The 16826-nt window shown below is 56.6% G+C and carries 16 protein-coding genes; 6 read left to right on the plus strand and 10 right to left on the minus strand.

All coding sequences use genetic code 11. The features are described 5' to 3' along the window. Positions 1-235 precede the first annotated feature (235 nt). Positions 236-844 (plus strand): SET domain-containing protein, encoded by a 609-nt coding sequence (locus FE783_RS18945; RefSeq protein ID WP_138880956.1) that lies wholly within the window; start codon positions 236-238, stop codon positions 842-844. Here the strand turns inward: FE783_RS18945 and FE783_RS18950 are convergent. The 4 genes from FE783_RS18950 to FE783_RS18965 form a co-directional block, all read right to left on the minus strand. Continuing rightward, entirely contained in the window at positions 808-2949 is a 2142-nt protein-coding gene (locus FE783_RS18950; protein WP_138880957.1) for an ATP-binding cassette domain-containing protein, read from the minus strand. The genes FE783_RS18945 and FE783_RS18950 overlap by 37 nt on opposite strands. A 111-nt stretch (positions 2950-3060) precedes the next feature. Further along, the gene (locus FE783_RS18955; protein WP_138880958.1) at positions 3061-4797 is read right to left on the minus strand and encodes a hypothetical protein; all 1737 of its coding nucleotides are present in this window, start codon (positions 4795-4797) and stop codon (positions 3061-3063) included. 15 nt (positions 4798-4812) lie between these two features. Beyond that, positions 4813-6429 carry an FAD-dependent oxidoreductase gene (locus FE783_RS18960; RefSeq protein WP_158301905.1) on the minus strand — a complete coding sequence of 539 codons (1617 nt, stop codon included), beginning with the start codon at positions 6427-6429 and terminating at the stop codon, positions 4813-4815. A gap of 4 nt (positions 6430-6433) precedes the next feature. After that, positions 6434-7561 (minus strand): oxygenase MpaB family protein, encoded by a 1128-nt coding sequence (locus FE783_RS18965; protein WP_138880960.1) that lies wholly within the window; start codon positions 7559-7561, stop codon positions 6434-6436. 191 nt (positions 7562-7752) lie between these two features. On the opposite strand from FE783_RS18965, the gene hmpA reads away from it, so the two are divergent. Continuing rightward, positions 7753-9015 carry an NO-inducible flavohemoprotein gene (gene hmpA / locus FE783_RS18970; RefSeq protein ID WP_138880961.1) on the plus strand — a complete coding sequence of 421 codons (1263 nt, stop codon included), beginning with the start codon at positions 7753-7755 and terminating at the stop codon, positions 9013-9015. Between the two features lie 18 nt (positions 9016-9033). On the opposite strand, the gene FE783_RS18975 is transcribed toward hmpA, so the two are convergent. Both FE783_RS18975 and FE783_RS18980 read right to left on the minus strand, forming a co-directional pair. Next, positions 9034-9540 carry a Crp/Fnr family transcriptional regulator gene (locus FE783_RS18975; protein ID WP_138880962.1) on the minus strand — a complete coding sequence of 169 codons (507 nt, stop codon included), beginning with the start codon at positions 9538-9540 and terminating at the stop codon, positions 9034-9036. Positions 9541-9556: 16 nt separating this feature from the next. After that, complete coding sequence (locus tag FE783_RS18980) at positions 9557-10510, minus strand: TRM11 family SAM-dependent methyltransferase (RefSeq protein WP_138880963.1); 954 nt, start codon at positions 10508-10510, stop codon at positions 9557-9559. Between the two features lie 87 nt (positions 10511-10597). Between FE783_RS18980 and FE783_RS18985 the strand changes: the two genes are divergently transcribed. Then, the gene (locus FE783_RS18985; RefSeq protein WP_138880964.1) at positions 10598-10915 is read left to right on the plus strand and encodes an MGMT family protein; all 318 of its coding nucleotides are present in this window, start codon (positions 10598-10600) and stop codon (positions 10913-10915) included. A 4-nt stretch (positions 10916-10919) separates the two neighbouring features. Here the strand turns inward: FE783_RS18985 and FE783_RS18990 are convergent, their stop codons facing one another. Together FE783_RS18990 and FE783_RS18995 are read right to left on the minus strand one after the other, a co-directional pair. Beyond that, complete coding sequence (locus FE783_RS18990) at positions 10920-11837, minus strand: RNA polymerase sigma-70 factor (protein ID WP_138880965.1); 918 nt, start codon at positions 11835-11837, stop codon at positions 10920-10922. A 49-nt stretch (positions 11838-11886) separates the two neighbouring features. Beyond that, positions 11887-13194 carry a phytoene desaturase family protein gene (locus tag FE783_RS18995; RefSeq protein WP_202916215.1) on the minus strand — a complete coding sequence of 436 codons (1308 nt, stop codon included), beginning with the start codon at positions 13192-13194 and terminating at the stop codon, positions 11887-11889. A 209-nt stretch (positions 13195-13403) separates the two neighbouring features. On the opposite strand from FE783_RS18995, the gene FE783_RS19000 reads away from it, so the two are divergent. From FE783_RS19000 to FE783_RS39005, 3 genes are read left to right on the plus strand one after another with little or no spacing between them, the layout of a single operon-like run. After that, the gene (locus FE783_RS19000) at positions 13404-13832 is read left to right on the plus strand and encodes a MarR family winged helix-turn-helix transcriptional regulator (protein WP_238403154.1); all 429 of its coding nucleotides are present in this window, start codon (positions 13404-13406) and stop codon (positions 13830-13832) included. 12 nt (positions 13833-13844) lie between these two features. Then, positions 13845-14597 carry an SDR family NAD(P)-dependent oxidoreductase gene (locus tag FE783_RS19005; RefSeq protein ID WP_138880967.1) on the plus strand — a complete coding sequence of 251 codons (753 nt, stop codon included), beginning with the start codon at positions 13845-13847 and terminating at the stop codon, positions 14595-14597. 59 nt (positions 14598-14656) lie between these two features. Then, a complete protein-coding gene (locus tag FE783_RS39005; protein WP_420799752.1) occupies positions 14657-14863 on the plus strand; it encodes an SDR family oxidoreductase in 207 nt (68 codons plus the stop codon). On the opposite strand, the gene FE783_RS19015 is transcribed toward FE783_RS39005, so the two are convergent. Both FE783_RS19015 and FE783_RS19020 read right to left on the minus strand, forming a co-directional pair. Beyond that, positions 14826-15803, minus strand: coding sequence for a FecCD family ABC transporter permease (locus FE783_RS19015; RefSeq protein ID WP_138880968.1), 978 nt, complete (start codon positions 15801-15803; stop codon positions 14826-14828). The two genes, FE783_RS39005 and FE783_RS19015, sit on opposite strands and share 38 nt — an antisense overlap. Next, positions 15800-16825, minus strand: coding sequence for a FecCD family ABC transporter permease (locus tag FE783_RS19020; protein WP_138880969.1), 1026 nt, complete (start codon positions 16823-16825; stop codon positions 15800-15802). Before FE783_RS19020 ends, FE783_RS19015 begins: the two co-directional genes overlap by 4 nt. Position 16826 lies beyond the last annotated feature (1 nt).

Genomic DNA, 16826 nt, shown 5'->3' on the forward strand with positions numbered 1-16826 from the left:
TACCCTTTCCGTCCATCCCTCCGTCGCATTGCGAGTTTGTAGGTTTGTGTCGAATTAGTTCTTACTACCTAATTATAGAAACAATAAATACCCGTGTAAACGGGGCGATCCTTAAGAAAATTGTAAAATTCAACCGTGTAAAAATCTCTTTACGGCCAAGAAGGAATTGAGCGGGGGGATCGATAATATATAGTACAAAACTGGTGTCAACTTGATTGACAAGGAGCATACCGCGATGATGCATCCGCATACGGAGCTGCGTTACATTAACGATCAAATCGGTTTCGGCGTATTTGCAACCCGCTTTATTCCGAAAGGGACTTTAACATGGGCATTGGACGATCTGGATCAGATTTTGGAGCCGGAGGCGGTGGAGGCGCTGGATGAAGACAGGAAGAAGCTGGTCCAGAAATACTCTTACCGGAACCAACACGGCAAGTTCATCCTTTGCTGGGATAATGGAAGGTATGTGAATCACAGCTTCCATGCCAATTGTATCGGAACGGCGTACGAGGTTGAAATTGCCATACGCGATATATATCCGGGGGAACAGCTGACCGATGATTACGGATCGCTGAACGTGGATGAGCCGTTCGATTGTTTTCCGGAGGAAGGAACCGATCGAACCCGGGTCATGCCGGGAGATTTGCTTCAATATGCGGATATATGGGATGCTCAGGCGCTGGACGCTTTCCGGCATTACAACGAGGTGGAGCAGCCGCTTGCTCACCTCATTCGTCCCGAGTTCAAGGAAAAAGTAGAGATCGCGGCGACCCGGCACGAGCTGGTCGATTCGATTCGTGTCATTTATTTCGAACGGGATTCGAGAAGTGCGGTCAGATGAGGGGCAAGATTTAGCAAGTCCCGGAAAAACTCGCGCTGCAGCGTAATAAACACGACCGGTGTCAACGTATGTATCGTAGCGGTACGGGGAATGTCGCGGAGCAAAGCGACTTCCCCGAAAAAGTCCCCGTCCGACAGCACGGCAACCCGCCGATCCTCACCCGTCTCATCCTTCTTCAGCACCTCGATTTTTCCCCTTACGATGACGTAAAACTTATCGCCTGGGTCCCCTTCGTGGATGATCGTCCGATTACTTGCATAGGACTCGGTCGCAAACAAATGGGACACGTCGTGTAAAAAAGCGTCGTCCATATCCGCAAAAATCGGAAACAGCTTGAGCCGTTCCGCCCGAACCTCCACGTGATAGCCGTCGTCGCTAAGGTCGAAACCGGTCTGCTTCAGCCACGATTGCTTGTAGCGTCCTTCCGGCAGCAGCAGCAATTGCTGATGGGAGCCTTTCTCGGCAATATTCCCTTCATGAAGCACGTAGATGCAGTCGGCGTGTTCGGCCGAAGCGAGGCGATGGGTGACGGATACGACGGTCCTTGTGGCGGTTAACCGCTGCAGCGTCTTGTTGATCGATGCTTCCGTAGCCGGATCGAGCGCCGAGGTCGCTTCATCCAAGATCAGGATGGCCGGATCGCGAATAATGGCGCGGGCGATCGCGATACGCTGCCTCTGACCGCCGGACAGCCGCCCGCCCCGTTCGCCGACATCGGTGTCGTATCCATCGGGCAGGCCTGTTATGAAATCGTGAATTTCGGCCGAACGAGCCGCGTGGATGACCTCCTCATCGGTTGCTTCGGGCTTGCCGAGACGAATATTTTCCCGGATGGAGGACCGGAACAGGAAGCTTTCCTGGAAGACGATCCCGATCCGTGAGCGGAGCGATTGCTGGGTAATTTGACGAATATCGGTTCCGTCGTACAGGACGGCCCCTTGCTGCGGATCATAAAACCTCATCAGCAAATTGATGATCGTGCTTTTACCGGAGCCGCTTGCTCCGACAAAAGCGGCATAAGTGCCTCTCGGAATCGTTAGGCTAACGCCATTCAGACTGCGTTGTCCGGGCGCGTAGCCGAACGTCACGTCACGGAATTCGATTCCCCGTTCGAACTGCCGGAGAGGACCGGCCCCCTCATTGTCGGATACGGTCGGCTGCTCATCCAGAAGCTCGCGGATCCGCTGCATCCCGGTCGTAGCTTGAATAAACTGGGGGGCGAGCCAGGTGATGGCCGCTACCAGATAGCTCAAGCTGATGAGAATGGCGCTGAAGGCAAGCAGCGATCCGATGGAGAGATAGCCGAAGAACGCCAGAAGGGAGCCGGCGCAAATGGTCATGAGGTTCAAAATCATCGTGCCCATGTTGGTCGTGCGGTCGATTAGGAAGTTGGTAAAGCTGGAGCGTGCGGATAAGCTCCCGTAGCGGCTCATGCGGTCGTTAAAGCGCCGTATGAACAGCGGCTGCAGCCCGAATGCTTTGATGACCGGCTGGGCGCTTACGTTTTCCTGAATGGCTGTGGCGATGTCCGCCTGCTCCTCCTTCAGTTTGTAGCTCGCATCGTATGCTTGCCCGCCGAACAATTTCGGTCCGATGAGACATAACGGCAGTCCGATTACGGCGAGAAGGGCGAGCTGCCATTGCAGAACGAAAAGCACGGCCACATTCAATAGAAGTCCGAGCACGGACAACAGCGCATAAGGAATCAGCATGATGAAGGTGTCGATGGAAATAAGGTCGTTATTGAACCGCGAAACGATGTCCCCGCCGCTCACGCGGTGATAATAGTCGGTGGACAGGCTCTGCAGCTTCCCGAACATCCGTCTGTAGTAATCCGTAACGATCCGGGAGCCCAATCCCGCGAACATGCGGTCGCGATAGATGCCGATCACGACCGAAGCGAGAGCGCCGGTAACCATTAGGGACAGCAGAAGGATGAGCAGACTGTACCGATGCGGAACGATGGCATAGTCGACCAGAAATTTGAAGCTGAGCGGCATGAACGTCTCGTAGGCCAGCTCGACGAGAAGGGCGGACAACAGCAGCGCGGTCTTCAGCTTGTATGGCATGAAAGAAGCAATAACCGATCGAACAAAGGAAAGCATAAAGTCCTCCTGCAGGTGCACGACTCACCGCACTCTCGATTTGTATTACTAAGCATACCAAAATCGGGAATACGGTGAATAGAACTTTTTCCCATTGGAGGACGCTTGGAGCTACATTCGATCCGATCGGAGTTCCGCCATAAAGTGATGGAATACCCGGGGAGTGCCGATGATCAGGAAGCCGAATAAAATGAGCGGCTCCATCTCCAGCTCCGCAGCCCCGTCGCCGCCCTCGGCGAAAACGAGCTGGGCGACCGACCACGTCACGAAGCCCAAATAGAGGAGGAGGCGGGCCGGCCGGTCGGGTCCCAAATGCTCGGCGCCGCCCAATCTGTCTTCGGACATCAGCATATCCCAGACTACGGCGACGGTGATGATCGAAATTTTGATAAATTGCATGACCCCATCGAGGATCCCGCTATCCAACTGGCTGTGAACAAGCATCACAATGATGATAAGCCACGGCAAGATTTGCAGCCAGACGCGCTTCTTCGTCCGGGTCATCAGCTGCCGGACGATCGAGTAGCTCAATGCTTGCAGCACCGTGTACATCTCGGCGACCTTCACTTCGCGATTAAACAATTGATCGAGCACGTAGCCGCAGCTTAAGAAAAACGTAGCGGTCAAAGCGGTAGCGGCCATCGGAGACGATTTGCCCCGAACGAGCAGCATCACGCTCCAGACGAGGAAGAAGATGGCCGTACCCGCGTCGAGCTCCCTCAGTCCGAGCCCCGGAACGGCGCTGCCGAACGCAAGCTGGCTTAGAGGAGCTAGGCCGATGCTCAGCAGCGCCCATGATCCGAGCAGGGCGGAGAACAAAGCAAATGGGCGTCCGCCCGGGCGAATGGCCAATATTGCGGCAAACAGGAGCCAAAGCGGTCCTATCGAACCGAGCAGAAGCGGTCCCGCCGCCTCCGTGTCGATTGCGCCGCCGCCCACGATCAGGATCAGTATGGCGCCTACGGGGACCGTCAGCACAAGGCCGGTTAAAGCGAGCCAATGCTTGAATTGAGGCGTAAATTCAAGCGCATGTCTTGGGGCGCGGACCGTCAGCCCGATTAAAGCGGCCGTAAAAAGCGCCATGGCGAGCCAGCTGCTGATCGAGCCCCATTCGCCCCTCCAGCAGTAGAACGCGATTTTCCCCGCCGAAGCGAGCAAGAGAGTCAGAACGACAACCCGGTTTCCGAGACGCGAACAGGCCTCGCTTATTTTTCCGGCGGCCACCTTCGACAATTCGGCCAAGTCCAAGCCGGACAGCAGGAGCAGGGTCATCGGCAGAAAGGAGGCTACGGCGATTAATTGCGCAATCCCGAGGTACAAGCTCCCGATAGCGCCCAACCCTTCGGGCCGAAGTCCGAAGGCTACCGCCAATGTCCAGGCCGCCGCTACGATAGCCGCGATAATCGCAAGATCTTTCAGACCCGGATGATGGGGCAACGGGTTGAAGCCCCGCCACAAGACATAGCCGAATGCGAGTAAGGCCGGAACCGCGATCCATGCCAAGGTGCCCAAGCCCCATCCCAGCACGAGCATCAGGCAAGAGACAATCGCGGCAACCGGTATCCGCAGCCACAGCGCACCGCGAGTCGCACCCGCCAGCGCATAGGTCATAGCGCTCATCAATAGCAAAGCGATCAGAAGGACGATGACGGGGGAGTGGCTGACCACTTCTTGACCGTCGATAAGCGTTAAAGAGATTCGCTCGCGGGTTAACCCGGACGCGTAAGTGACGATCATGGCGGCCGCCGCCTGAATAAGGCCGTACAGCACGAGCGACCGGTGATGGCGATCCAGGGACAACAAATGAATCGGCCGGGAGCTACCCGCCGGGGAAGGATTGCTGGACATCGTTTCTCGCGCCTCCTATTTCATATCCGCAATAGCCACTTCGTGCAAGGAAGACAACGCTTTCTTCAGCCGGTGGGCCTGGTCGTTGCGGATGCTGACCGTACATACTTCCGTTATGGCGCGGACGCTTTCCGTCATCTTCCGGTTCCGCTGCGTGTAGCCGAAATAATCGCCCTGGGCGAGTGTCCCGATCCTTCGTTCCGAATCGGCTTCTCTCCGGTATTGCTCGACCTGTCCGCTTGTGATCAGATGAATATGCTTGCCGATTTCCCCCTCGGACAAAATAACTTCGCCCGGCTGGAACACGTGATGGCTGATCTCATAATCATCCGCATCAGCTACGCTCATTTCCACGATATCCCTTCCTACCAAAGGCCATATGAGCCAGTCGGCGATTAACCGGAGCTTGCGGTCCCACGTCGGGATGTTATAGAGCAGCATCGCCCTCCAAAGCAGCCAGCACGGCAGTCCTTTGAATTCGATACCCTTCATTTCGCCGACGGCGGTGCGCCTTCCGATCGATACGGCTTGCCCCAGACCGCGATACGCGAACGGCAAGGGCGGCTTGTTCTCCGCCGCGCGCAAAATGTTCCGGGCGACGTGGGCGCCCTCCTTCAAGGCGTATATGCCGACGGGCGGACAAGTGCCGCCGAGCGGATGGGGGATGGAGGCGCAATCGCCGGCAGCCCAAATATTCGGGTACCCCGGAAGCTGCATATGGGCGTCGGTCACTACTTTGCCCCGGTCGTCCTTAACGATCGGCAGCGAATCGATAAGCGGCCCGGGACGCGTGCCTACGGCGCTTACGATGGTCCTCGCCGGGACGCGGGACCCGTTCGAGAGGCCCACTTCGTTCGGAGTCGCCCACACGACTCTCGTATCCGTCATCATCTCGACACCGAGCCGATCCATATGGCGGACGGCATATTGTACCAGCTTCGGATGTCCGTCCCCGTATCCGGAGGCTCCTTTGCCTCCGAAGAGCTCGGGCAGTATCGTCGGCCCCGGATGCACGAGCACGACCCGGCATTCTTCCCGCTTGATGCTCCGATATTCCCGTTTCGTCAGCAGACGGATATAATCGGCCAGCTCCCCGGCCACTTCGGTTCCCGCGTATCCGCCCCCGGCTACGAAGAAGGTCAGCAGCCGGCGCCGTTCCTCCGGATCGGGCTCGATATTCGCCAGCTCGAACATCGTCAGGATATGGTTTTTCAGCCGAAAGCAGTCGTCGTACGTTTTGAGCTTGAACGCGTGTTCGGCCAGTCCGGGGTACATGCCCACATTGTCGATCGTGCCCAGGCACAATATGGCATGATCGAATTCCAATTCGTACTGGCGGCCGTCCAAATGCCGGCTTGTTACGACTTTGCGGGCATCGAGATCAATCGCTTCGATCTCTCCTACATGGACTTGGGCAGGCGCAAAGATACGTCTGGCCGGGCTTAATATTTGTCCGGGGGCGATCCGGCCCGTTATCATCTCCGAGACGAAGCCGTGGAAAACGTGGTAATTTTCCCGGCTGACTACGGTTACGTCGAGCTCTCCGCTCAAAATCCCTTTTCTGAACATACGGGCCGCGCTGATGGCTGCGTAGCCGCCGCCGAGAATGAGCACGCGGGTCGGTCTTTTCATCGGTTTAGGCTCCTTTCCCTTCGTTTCCGGCAACCCCCCATACTTCGCGAAGCTCCGTAGGGATGAGGAACGGGGCGTGCTCATAGCCGGTCGCCGCGATGAACTGGCGCGTCAGCAGTGCGAGGCCGAGCCGGTTGACGGTACTGCCGAAAACACCCGAGTTGTCCGAATCGAGGAATACGCCCATTAACCCTTTAAATTTCATGATCTTCTGCCAGTTCGATCGCGGAACTTCCATCCAGTCCGCCAGTTCGTCACCGAGAATTTCCCGGATCAGAGCGGGGATGACGCCGTCGAACATTTCACCGGGGATGAGATCGGCGTGATATTCGAGCAAAGCCCGCGTCATCTGTACGCCTTCGGCCGAATGGCCGTGGTGGCGGCGGGCGATCGTCTCCGAGACGATTCGGCCTTCCGCAAGCGTCTTGGGTATAATATCCTCCCGGATGCCCAGCATGACGCCGACGACTCGCCAGAAGTACATGTAATCTTCGGCCTGTTCATCGGTAATCTTCATGCCTAGCCGGCGTAGCCCGTCGATGATCATGCTGGAGAAGGAAACAAGCGTGCCGAGCAGATCCTCCTGGCAAATCGGTACGCCGTACTCCGTTTCGTCCCACCTGCCCGTTTTCCTGACAAGGTTGCGGATAGCGGCATGCATCAGCCGGACTTTTTGAATCGCCTTGATTCCGTGTCCGCCGGGCTCCAATCCGCCCGGCGTCATAATAAAAATGACGAACTGCGCCGTCTCGGCTATTCTGCGGTAGGCGTTCTGCCCCAGGCGATAGCTGAACGTGAGCACCTTCACGCCTTTGCGCGCGGCATAACAATAGACAAGCGAGGAAGTCGACAGAAGCAGCGCCATCGCCAGCCCATGCTCCTGGAACAGCCGGGACGCGCTGCGCATCCGCTCCCAATCGACCCAATCCGGACACTGGGCCGTATCCTTCAGCCAATATTCCACATTGTCCGGCAGCGCCTCGGGGTAAGCTTGCTCGTTGCGGATCAGCTGGCGCAGAAGAGCGTTCACTTCGTCGATCTGGTCGTCGCGGAATAGTTCGCTCAGGATCCGGTCCGGCAGCACGTCTCCTTCCATGCGCAAGCTGTCCATCCATTCGTCGGTATACCGCATCTCATTTCTCTCCTTGGTTGATCGGTTCTTCCCCCTATTATCATGAAATCTCCTTACAAACGCCTTACAAAATCATTGCGGCCGCACGTCACAAATCGTTGCATTTTGGTGTGATCTTAATCACAAGAGGGGTGTCCGCACCTCGGATATACTGGGTCCATGCTTATTCTAACGAAAGCGGGGAAACGATCATGTTAAGCGAGAAAACGATCGAAATCATCAAATCGACGGTGCCTGTGCTGGAAAAGCACGGAACGGAAATCACGACGCGCTTCTATCAAATGCTGTTCGGCAACCATCCGGAGCTGCTGAATATATTCAATCATGCCAATCAGAAGCAAGGCAGGCAGCAGGCCGCTCTGGCCAACGCCGTGTACGCTGCGGCGAAATATATCGACCGGCTGGAGGAGATCCTGCCCGTCGTCAAGCAAATCGCCCATAAGCACCGCAGTCTCGGCGTGAAGGCGGAGCATTATCCGATCGTCGGACATCACCTGCTGGCCGCTATCCAGGACGTGCTTGGAAGCGCGGCGACGAAAGACATACTCGATGCTTGGGCGGAAGCTTATGGAATGATTGCGGATGCTTTTATCGGCGTAGAGAAAGGGATGTACGAGCAGTCCGAACGGCAAACCGGCGGATGGGCCGGCTTCAGGAAATTCCGCGTGGACCGGAAGGTAAGGGAGAGCGATGTGATCACTTCGTTTTATCTCATTGCGGATGACGGTGAGGCGATCGCTTCGTTCGAGCCGGGGCAGTACGTCAGCGTGAAAATGAATATTCCGGGGGAAGCTTACACTCATATTCGGCAATACAGTCTTTCCGATGCGCCCGGGAAGCCGTATTACCGGATATCCGTCAAGCGGGAGGACGGAATGGAAGATAGCGCGGCCGGGAAAGTTTCCGTTTATTTGCATGAGCAGGTCGAGGCGGGTGACCTTCTGCTGCTGTCGGCCCCTGCCGGGGACTTTACGCTGGACCAAAACGATACGCGGCCGCTCGTATTGATAAGCGGAGGAGTCGGTCTGACGCCGATGATCAGCATGCTCAATACGGTTATAGCGGCGCAGCCTTCGCGCCGGGTGACATTCATCCATGCCGCTCAGAACGGCAAGGTGCATGCGATGAAGGAGCAGGTCGAGGAGATAGCGGACAATCACGCCCAAGTAGCCGTCTTCTGGTGCTATAACGACCCGACGGACGAAGATATCACGGCTAACGCATTTCATAAGCGGGGATACGCCGATCAGTCGTGGCTTGAGGCGGTTATCCCGGATCGAGATGCGAGCTTTTACTTCTGCGGCCCGGTTCCGTTCATGCGGGCTATGAATAGCTCGCTCAAGGCGATGGGGATTCCGGAAGCCGACATCCATTACGAGTTTTTCGGTCCGGCCGGCAGCCTGGAGCCCGTTTCCGAACAGAAGGAGGAGGCGCTGTCCGGCAAGAACGCGTAACGGCGGAAGCGGGTTCCGTCATTCGGACGCGCACTGCGCTCGCAGCAGCCGGTTGACCGTTTCGCGCCTAAGCCCGATGAATTGCCCGATTTCATCCTGCGTAAGGATATCGGTTATCGGCACGGAGGATAAATAAGACTGAAACCACACTTGCAGCTTCCGCAGTTTCTCGGCGGGGGCTGCTTCTGTCAATTGGTCGATTCGCTGCTGCATCATTCTCAGCTTGTCCTGCAGCTGCAGCGCGATGGCGCGGTATTTGTGCGGATCTTGCTCCAGACTGCGGTACCATTCCGACGGGGGCAGCATCTCGACTTCGCTGGTCGCGAGAGCGATGGAAGTCCCGTAATAAGGGTTCGGGGACAGTAAAGAATGATGGGGAATGACTTCGCCGGGCACGATAATATTGACCAAGGTCGAATTTCCGTCCTCATGGATGCGCACGATTTTCAGCAAGCCTTGATTCAGACGATACAGCGGACCCGACTCCCCTTGACGAAACAACGTCTCCCCTTTATGAAGAATCATCATGAAACCTCCCTGCTTAGTTGCATACCGTAATATATCTGGCGAACGAGCCCTTTCTGGCAACGCAGCGATCTGCTATGATAAATCCAGCATTTGCAATCATCCCGTCCATAGGCTGAGTGGAAACGAGGACCGCTTTGCCGGCGATGCGGCGGGCGTGCCGAAGGATAAAGAGCTGTTCCTCCGGCGTAACCTTGGATACCAAGTTGTAGGGCATATCGACGATGGCCGAATCGTAGCTTCCGGTAATATCGGCAATGGACCCCAGCTCCACACGGCCGGTGAGCCCGAAATGTGCGATGTTCTCGCGCGCTCCGCGGACGACGAGCGGGTTAATGTCGCGTCCGACGATGTCGATTCCCATAGACAGAGCTTCGACCAGCACGGTCCCGATGCCGCAGCAAGGATCGATCGCCCGGATGCCCGGCGGGTGGGGAACGGCGATATTGACGATGGCTCTGGCTGCGCGGGTAGGAAGGGCGATGGAATAGCTTCGCGGTTTTTTCATATGGTGAAGCCATACGTACCGGCTTCTCTCGTAGTGGCCGAAATACCATCTGCCGCCCAAGGAGGCGATGCCGAACTGCCGGTCGGGGTGTCGGACGTCCGCTTTCCCGTTCATATGCGAACCGACTTCCCGCTCAATGGCGCGTTGCTCGGCATAGTCGGCCCGGCCGGGCGAGTCCATGTCGGATCTTTTCACGAAAATGACTTTGAACGTAGCTCCGGATAACTGCAGACCCGCCACCTGTTCCGTTATATCGGACAAGCTGCCGCCTTCGTAGATCACTTCGATCCGTTCTTTTATAAACGGGCTGCGGCTCGGGTCGATCCGGATATGGCTTAGCAGGATATGGGGCGGGGTGTCCGCAGCGAATAACGAGCGCAGCTCCAGATTGCATAAGGAGATCTCATCCTCGTGACAAGCGTATGTGTATAGAAAGACGGGATGATGCCGGGACGAATTCAACGGATAATCAACCTTTGCCATAATCGGAATGAAGTACACTCTCAAACAATACCCGTATTCGCCCGCAAAAGCAAAGGGGGGAAGGGCATGGAGCCCTATACTCGCAATGTAATCGATATTATAAAAGGAATACCCGTAGGCTATGTCATGACCTACGGGCAAATTGCCGGCTTGGCCGGAAGCCCGCGCGGGGCCAGGCAAGTCGTAAGAATATTGCATGCGATGAGCAAAGCCCACGGGCTGCCGTGGCACAGAGTATTGAATGCAAAAGGCGAAATCGCGATCATGGACGATGAGCTGCGGTTTATGCAGTCGATGCTCCTGAGAGACGAAGGTGTCCGTGTAGACGACAACGGCCGCGTGGAGCTGGCGGCGTACCGATATATGCCGGAACGTGAAAGCTGACGGATTAGCGGATATGCCGAAGCTTATCCGGGTTCCCTACGATATAGATGGCGGTCATGCGGTTGTTCTCGACATGAAACGAGAAGACGCTCAACGGGCTCCCGTTCGCATAAGTCACGATTCCGGCTTGACCGTTGACGTCGGCGATTCGGTACGAGAAGCCCGCCGGCGCTTTCTCCAGAATGCCCGCCAAAAACGCGGCCACCCGATCGGCTCCCATAATCGGCCGTACCGCTGCCTTCACCTTGCCTCCGCCGTCCGAATAAAGGGTCGCGTCGTTGGACAAAATGTTCATCAGCTTGCCGAGATCGCCGACCGTCAGAGCATGCACGAATTGATCGACCAGGTGGCTCACTTGCTCATTCAGCGTCTCCGGCTGCTTCGATTCGGCCTTGTCGGCTTCTTCCCGTACAAGCGGGAGGGTGCCGATGCTTCGTTTCGCGCGGCGGAAAATTTGCCGGCAGTTCGTACTGGTCTTGCCGACGATGCCGGCGATTTCGTCGTATTCGTACTGCAGCACTTCCCGCAGCAGGAAGACGGCCCGTTCCACCCAGGAGAGCTGCTGCAGGAGCAGCAAATAGGCCGTCGATATCGATTCATGACGCACGTACGCCTGAAGCGGGTCGTCGTTTCGCTCCGTTGCATCGTCCACGACGGGCTCGGGAAGCCATGGCCCTACATACAATTCGCGTTGCTTCTGCACGGAGCGGAGCCGGTCGATGCAGCGGTTCGTGACAATTTTGCACAGGTACGATTTCTCGCTTTGAATCTTATCGGGTTCAGCCGCCGCATTCAAGGAAATGAACGCCTCGTGCACGATATCCTCCGCATCCATTACGCTCCCGAGCATCCGGTAAGCAAGCGAAAATAACAACGGCTTATAAGAGGCATACAGCTGCTCCATATTTATCGGAGTATCCATGAAGACAACACCCTTTCATCCGATTTCCCCGAATATCCGTTAAATCGTCTTACGCCCGGTAAGCCGCAGATGCCGCGGCATATTCGGAAGAAATCTCATTTATAATGCGGCCGGCGGCTCGTCTGGCGCTTGCTGCGGCTGCATCGGCGAGCATCTCCCCGTGACTCGCCCAATCTCCGGCAATGTAGAGACCGCGAATCTCGGGAACGGCAGGTCCGGGCATCAGTTCGCTTTGACCCAGGTGCATATAATCGTGAACGACCGTCATATTGGGCAAAAATTGCTTCGCTACTACTTCCTTCTGCCAATCGGGGTGCAGCAGATTCATCGTCTGTTCCAGCAGCCGTTCGTCCGTCTTCGGATCCGAATCGCCGCTGCAGTTATATTTGATCAAATGCATTACCAGTGTATCACGGTCGCTCAGCTTTGCCACCCTGGAATGATTCGTGAAGAAGACCGGTTGATCGAGACCGATTGCAAAGTGGCGGTCGGCAACCGGAAGACGTTTCAGGCAAAGATCGAGGCAAGCGGCCATGACCGGGCGTGCTCCGTCTTTCCACCGCCGCAGCGAAGTGGGGTCCGCGTCACCGACCAGCCGATACGTCTCCGCAGGGGAGAGCGTACTGATCACCCGGTTGACCTGGATCGTCTCCCCGTCGGAGAACCGGAGGCCGCTCACGGCACCGTTATGCATAATTTCCGTCACGTTCTTGCCGCTCCTGATGGTCGCTCCGGCCCGAACCGCCAGCTCGCGAAGCTGGTCCACGATCGTTTGCCAGCCTCCGTTCACATAGAGAACTCCGCTCTTGAGCGAGCGCTGCACCTGCCGGATTACCGGTCCTACCGGCTGGTCGTCAAGCGCTTTGTTGTAAGTGGCCGTCCGGCACAGCGCATAGAAAATGTGGCGCACCATCGGATCGCGGATTTGCCGCTCGGCCCAGTCCCGCAAGCTGATGTTGGCCATTGCGGCGGCATCTATTTTACCCAGTCCGAGCATGAAGCGGCCAAGCTCTACTTTGCCCGGCCACGATAGAAGCCGGGATGAGAGCAGACGGGCCGGATTGCCCGGCAGCGGCCACAACCGGTTCTGCCAGATGGCATACCCATCCGCAGGAGGAGTGCCGCCTTCCAGCTTCACGCCGAGCTCCTGAAGGATGGAATAGGCTTCCCCCGCACGATAGAGCGCGTGCCCTCCAAGGTTGAAGCAAGCCCCGTCTTTGTTGATCGTCATCCCCCGTCCGCCCAAGCGATTCGATTTCTCCAGCACGATGACCGACTTATTCGCACGAGCCAAATCGATGGCCGCGATCAATCCCGAAATTCCTCCGCCAATAATGGCCGCATCATACGTTTGCATCTCGATCGACCTCCGTTAATGGTGATTTCATCTAACAGGACGATGAAGGATGCGATTCTGTGACATGTTGGATGCGGCAGTTTAACCATTTTTTTGTCAAAGCTTGAAGCTTGACTCTCCGCATGGGCGGGCATACAATGAAATTAGTTAAAAGGTATTAACTATTAAAAGATAGAAACAATATGCGGAAATCGCAAAGGAGGCGATGTTTGCTGGATAAGAAGGAACGACTGTCACAGCTGGTGTCCAGTCAAATGACCCATTTCGTAATCGGGTACGCCAAAATATTGGAAAACGATTTGACCGGTCCGCAATATTTCATCCTGCAGACGTTGGCGGAGGCGGGTAAGCGGAATTGCTCGGAGCTTGCCGGCGCATTGGATGTTACGCTTCCGGCCGTCACGAACTTGACGAACAAATTGGTCCGCAAAGGATATATCGAACGAATCGTATCCGAGACCGACAGGAGGAACGTCTATTTGCGGATTACGGATGCAGGCAGGGAAGTGGAAGCCCGGATGGTGGAGCGGTACAAGGAATTGGCGAAAGATTTATGGTCCGGCTTCTCCGAGGAAGAAATCGACTTGCTGATCGTTTCTTTCGAGAAGATGATCCGGAATTTTACCATCAAACTCTAGGAGGAATCGGCTATGGGAAGATTGCATAATAAAGTCGCTATCGTTACAGGCGCAGCGGGCGGTATGGGAAAAGCGGACGCTCTGCTGTTCGCGAAGGAAGGCGCCAAGCTGGCCATTACGGATCTGCAGCAGGATAAGCTTCAGGAAGTCGTACAGGAAATTAACGGTAACGGCGGGGAAGCGATCGGCTTCACCCACAACGTCGCATCGGAGGAAGATTGGATTCGCGTCGTGAAAGAGACGGTCGCCCATTTTGGCAAAATCGACATACTCGTCAACAATGCCGGCATTTCCAGCGCCGTTCCGTTTCTCGAGACCAGCGTCGAGCAGTGGGACAAGGTGATGTCGATCAACTTGACCGGGACCTTTCTCGGACAGAAGCATGTCATTCCCCACATGATCGACAACGGCGGCGGCTCGATCGTCAATATATCGTCGATCGCCGGACTGACGGGCGGCAGCGGAGCGGGCGCTTATACGGCCAGCAAGGGGGCCGTCCGGCTGCTGACCAAGGCGACGGCGATCGATTATGCCAAGCATAACATCCGGGTCAATTCGGTCCATCCGGGCTATATCGCCACCCCGATGACCGTCGATCTGTTCGCCGACGAACAGATGAAGCAGTGGTTTCTGTCCCAGACGCCGCTTCCGCGGCTTGGCAATCCGGAGGACATCGCGGCGGGCGTATTGTTCCTCGCTTCCGACGAATCGTCCTTTATTACGGGAATCGAGCTTCCGATCGACGGCGGCTATTACGCGAAATAACAATACTACTGTCGTTCGCGGAAGGCGGCTACGTGCCGGATGTAATTTCCGTCATGAGAATGGGACGCCCGGCCGATCCGGGCGAAATTGCCGGAGTCGTGGCTTTCATGGCTTCGCCCGCTTCCAGTTACATGACCGGTTCGCTTGTCACCGTAGACAGTAGTTATACATGTGTAGAGAACCGCCTTTCGCGAGAAGGGCGGTTTTTACGTTTTCATTTACCTGGAATTACGGCCTTCGACGCTCTCTGCGCAGCAAATAGATGAAATACGGAGCGCCGATGACGGCGGTCATAATGCCTACCGGCACCTCTCTCGGCACGACCACGATCCGCCCGAGACAGTCCCCGAGCAGCATCAGATCCGCCCCGATAAGCGCGGCCAACGGGATGAGCCATTGGTTTCGGCTGCCGACGATGCCGCGGGCGATGTGCGGAGCGATCAGACCGATGAAGCCGATCGCCCCGACCGCCGATACGGAAATGCCGGCGAGAGCTACGGCAAGCAACAGCAGCCAGAACCGCTGTCGGGTCAAGTTTAAGCCGAGCGAAGCGCCGGACTCGTCACCGAGCTGAAACACGTTCAGCTTCGGGAATTGGAGCCAGGCGACAGGGGCCAGCACGGCGATCCACGGCAGCAGCGACAGCACATCGTCCCAGCCTCTGCTCCATAAGCTCCCCGACAACCAAAGCAGCGCCATATTGATGTCGGTCGGATGCCGTACAATCAAGTATTGCGTACCGGCTTGGAAGACGGCGCCGACCGCGATGCCTACAAGAGCGAGCGAAGCGGGCGATAGGCTCAACCTCCGGCCTAGCAGCAGCAAGACGACGAAGGCGGCGATCGCCCCGACGAATGCCGCAGCGGGCAGCATGTAGCCCGGGGCTTCCGGGAACAGGAAGAGAACGGCGGCCGCCGTAAACCCGGCTCCCTTCGTAATTCCGATCACATCGGGACTGGCGAGCGGATTCCGCACCAGGCTTTGTACAATCACGCCTCCTACAGCCAAGCCGAATCCCGCCAATATACCGACAATGATCCGGGGCAAGCGGACCTCGGTAACAATAAAAGTGAATTTGCTTTCTTCTTGCAGCAAAATGGCCCATAAATCGCCGAAAGAAACGGGCACCGCGCCCAGACGGACGGATAATACGGCCAATCCGATCATGACGAGGAAGGCGACGGCAATCGGGAAAGCTTTTCTCATCGTTTCGCACCGCCTTGCCTGCGTGCCAAGTAAATGAAAAACGGAGCGCCGATAGCCGATGTCACGATGCCTACCGGAGATTCGAACGGGAACGCGATATACCGGCTGATCCAATCGGCGTATACGAGCATGGCGCCTCCAAGCAGCCCCGTCAGCGGAACGAGCACCGGGAGATTGCTGCCGACCAAAGCGCGGGCGATGTGGGGAACGATCAAGCAGATGAAGCCGATCGGACCGCATATCGCTACCGCCGATCCGGCCAGCACGATAACGAGCACGATGCCGACGGTACGTACGACCGCTACCCGTTGGCCCAATCCTGCCGCCAGCTCGTCGTCGATGAGCAGTAGACGGAAGGAAGGGATCATGAAGCCGATTACGAGCAGCCCGGCCGCGAAGAAAGGCAGTAACGTACGGACCTCGAGCCATCCGGCGTGGCTGACCGAGCCGACCAGCCAGAAGATCATGCTGTCCGTCGATTGCTGATTGAAAATAATAAGACCTTCGGTCAAAGACGACAGCAGAAAATGGATCGTAATGCCCGCCAAAGCCAATCGGACAGGCTGCTTCTGTCCCCCTCCCCCGGCCAAAGACCAGATCAGCACGGCGCCTGCCGCCGCACCTACGAAAGCGAACAGGATGGAATCGGTGATCGTATGTTCCGCGACGGCAATCAAGCCGAACACGACAGCAAGCGAAGCTCCGGCATTAATTCCGAATATATGAGGAGAGGCGAGCGGATTTTTCGTCACGAGCTGTGTCAGCAATCCGGCCAATGCCAGATGGATGCCGACGATACAGGCGGTCAGCGCGCGAGGCAAGCGCAGCGTCTGGATATACAGATGGGCTTTGTCTTGGCCTTGATAAGTTAACGCCTCATATAAGGTGTGCCACGATATTTGCGCCTGCCCCCATTTCAGACTGGCGACAATGCCGGCGGCAAGCAGCACGACAGCACTACAAAATAGGAAGAGCAGAAACCGTGTACGGTTCTGCTTCTTCGGCGGGATAGGGTTCGACATG

Source organism: Paenibacillus mesophilus (assembly GCF_005938385.1).
GTDB lineage: Bacteria > Bacillota > Bacilli > Paenibacillales > NBRC-103111 > Paenibacillus_AB > Paenibacillus_AB mesophilus.

Excerpts from the sequence above, each read along its gene's own strand:
- FE783_RS18945 (WP_138880956.1), top strand. The coding sequence starts at position 236 with ATGATGCATCCGCATACGGAGCTGCGTTACATTAACGATCAAATCGGT.
- FE783_RS18950 (WP_138880957.1), bottom strand. The coding sequence starts at position 2,949 with ATGCTTTCCTTTGTTCGATCGGTTATTGCTTCTTTCATGCCATACAAG.
- FE783_RS18955 (WP_138880958.1), bottom strand. The coding sequence starts at position 4,797 with ATGTCCAGCAATCCTTCCCCGGCGGGTAGCTCCCGGCCGATTCATTTG.
- FE783_RS18960 (WP_158301905.1), bottom strand. The coding sequence starts at position 6,429 with ATGAAAAGACCGACCCGCGTGCTCATTCTCGGCGGCGGCTACGCAGCC.
- FE783_RS18965 (WP_138880960.1), bottom strand. The coding sequence starts at position 7,561 with ATGCGGTATACCGACGAATGGATGGACAGCTTGCGCATGGAAGGAGAC.
- hmpA (WP_138880961.1), top strand. The coding sequence starts at position 7,753 with ATGTTAAGCGAGAAAACGATCGAAATCATCAAATCGACGGTGCCTGTG.
- FE783_RS18975 (WP_138880962.1), bottom strand. The coding sequence starts at position 9,540 with ATGATTCTTCATAAAGGGGAGACGTTGTTTCGTCAAGGGGAGTCGGGT.
- FE783_RS18985 (WP_138880964.1), top strand. The coding sequence starts at position 10,598 with ATGGAGCCCTATACTCGCAATGTAATCGATATTATAAAAGGAATACCC.
- FE783_RS18990 (WP_138880965.1), bottom strand. The coding sequence starts at position 11,837 with ATGGATACTCCGATAAATATGGAGCAGCTGTATGCCTCTTATAAGCCG.
- FE783_RS18995 (WP_202916215.1), bottom strand. The coding sequence starts at position 13,194 with ATGCAAACGTATGATGCGGCCATTATTGGCGGAGGAATTTCGGGATTG.
- FE783_RS19005 (WP_138880967.1), top strand. The coding sequence starts at position 13,845 with ATGGGAAGATTGCATAATAAAGTCGCTATCGTTACAGGCGCAGCGGGC.
- FE783_RS39005 (WP_420799752.1), top strand. The coding sequence starts at position 14,657 with ATGGGACGCCCGGCCGATCCGGGCGAAATTGCCGGAGTCGTGGCTTTC.
- FE783_RS19015 (WP_138880968.1), bottom strand. The coding sequence starts at position 15,803 with ATGAGAAAAGCTTTCCCGATTGCCGTCGCCTTCCTCGTCATGATCGGA.
- FE783_RS19020 (WP_138880969.1), bottom strand. The coding sequence starts at position 16,825 with ATGTCGAACCCTATCCCGCCGAAGAAGCAGAACCGTACACGGTTTCTG.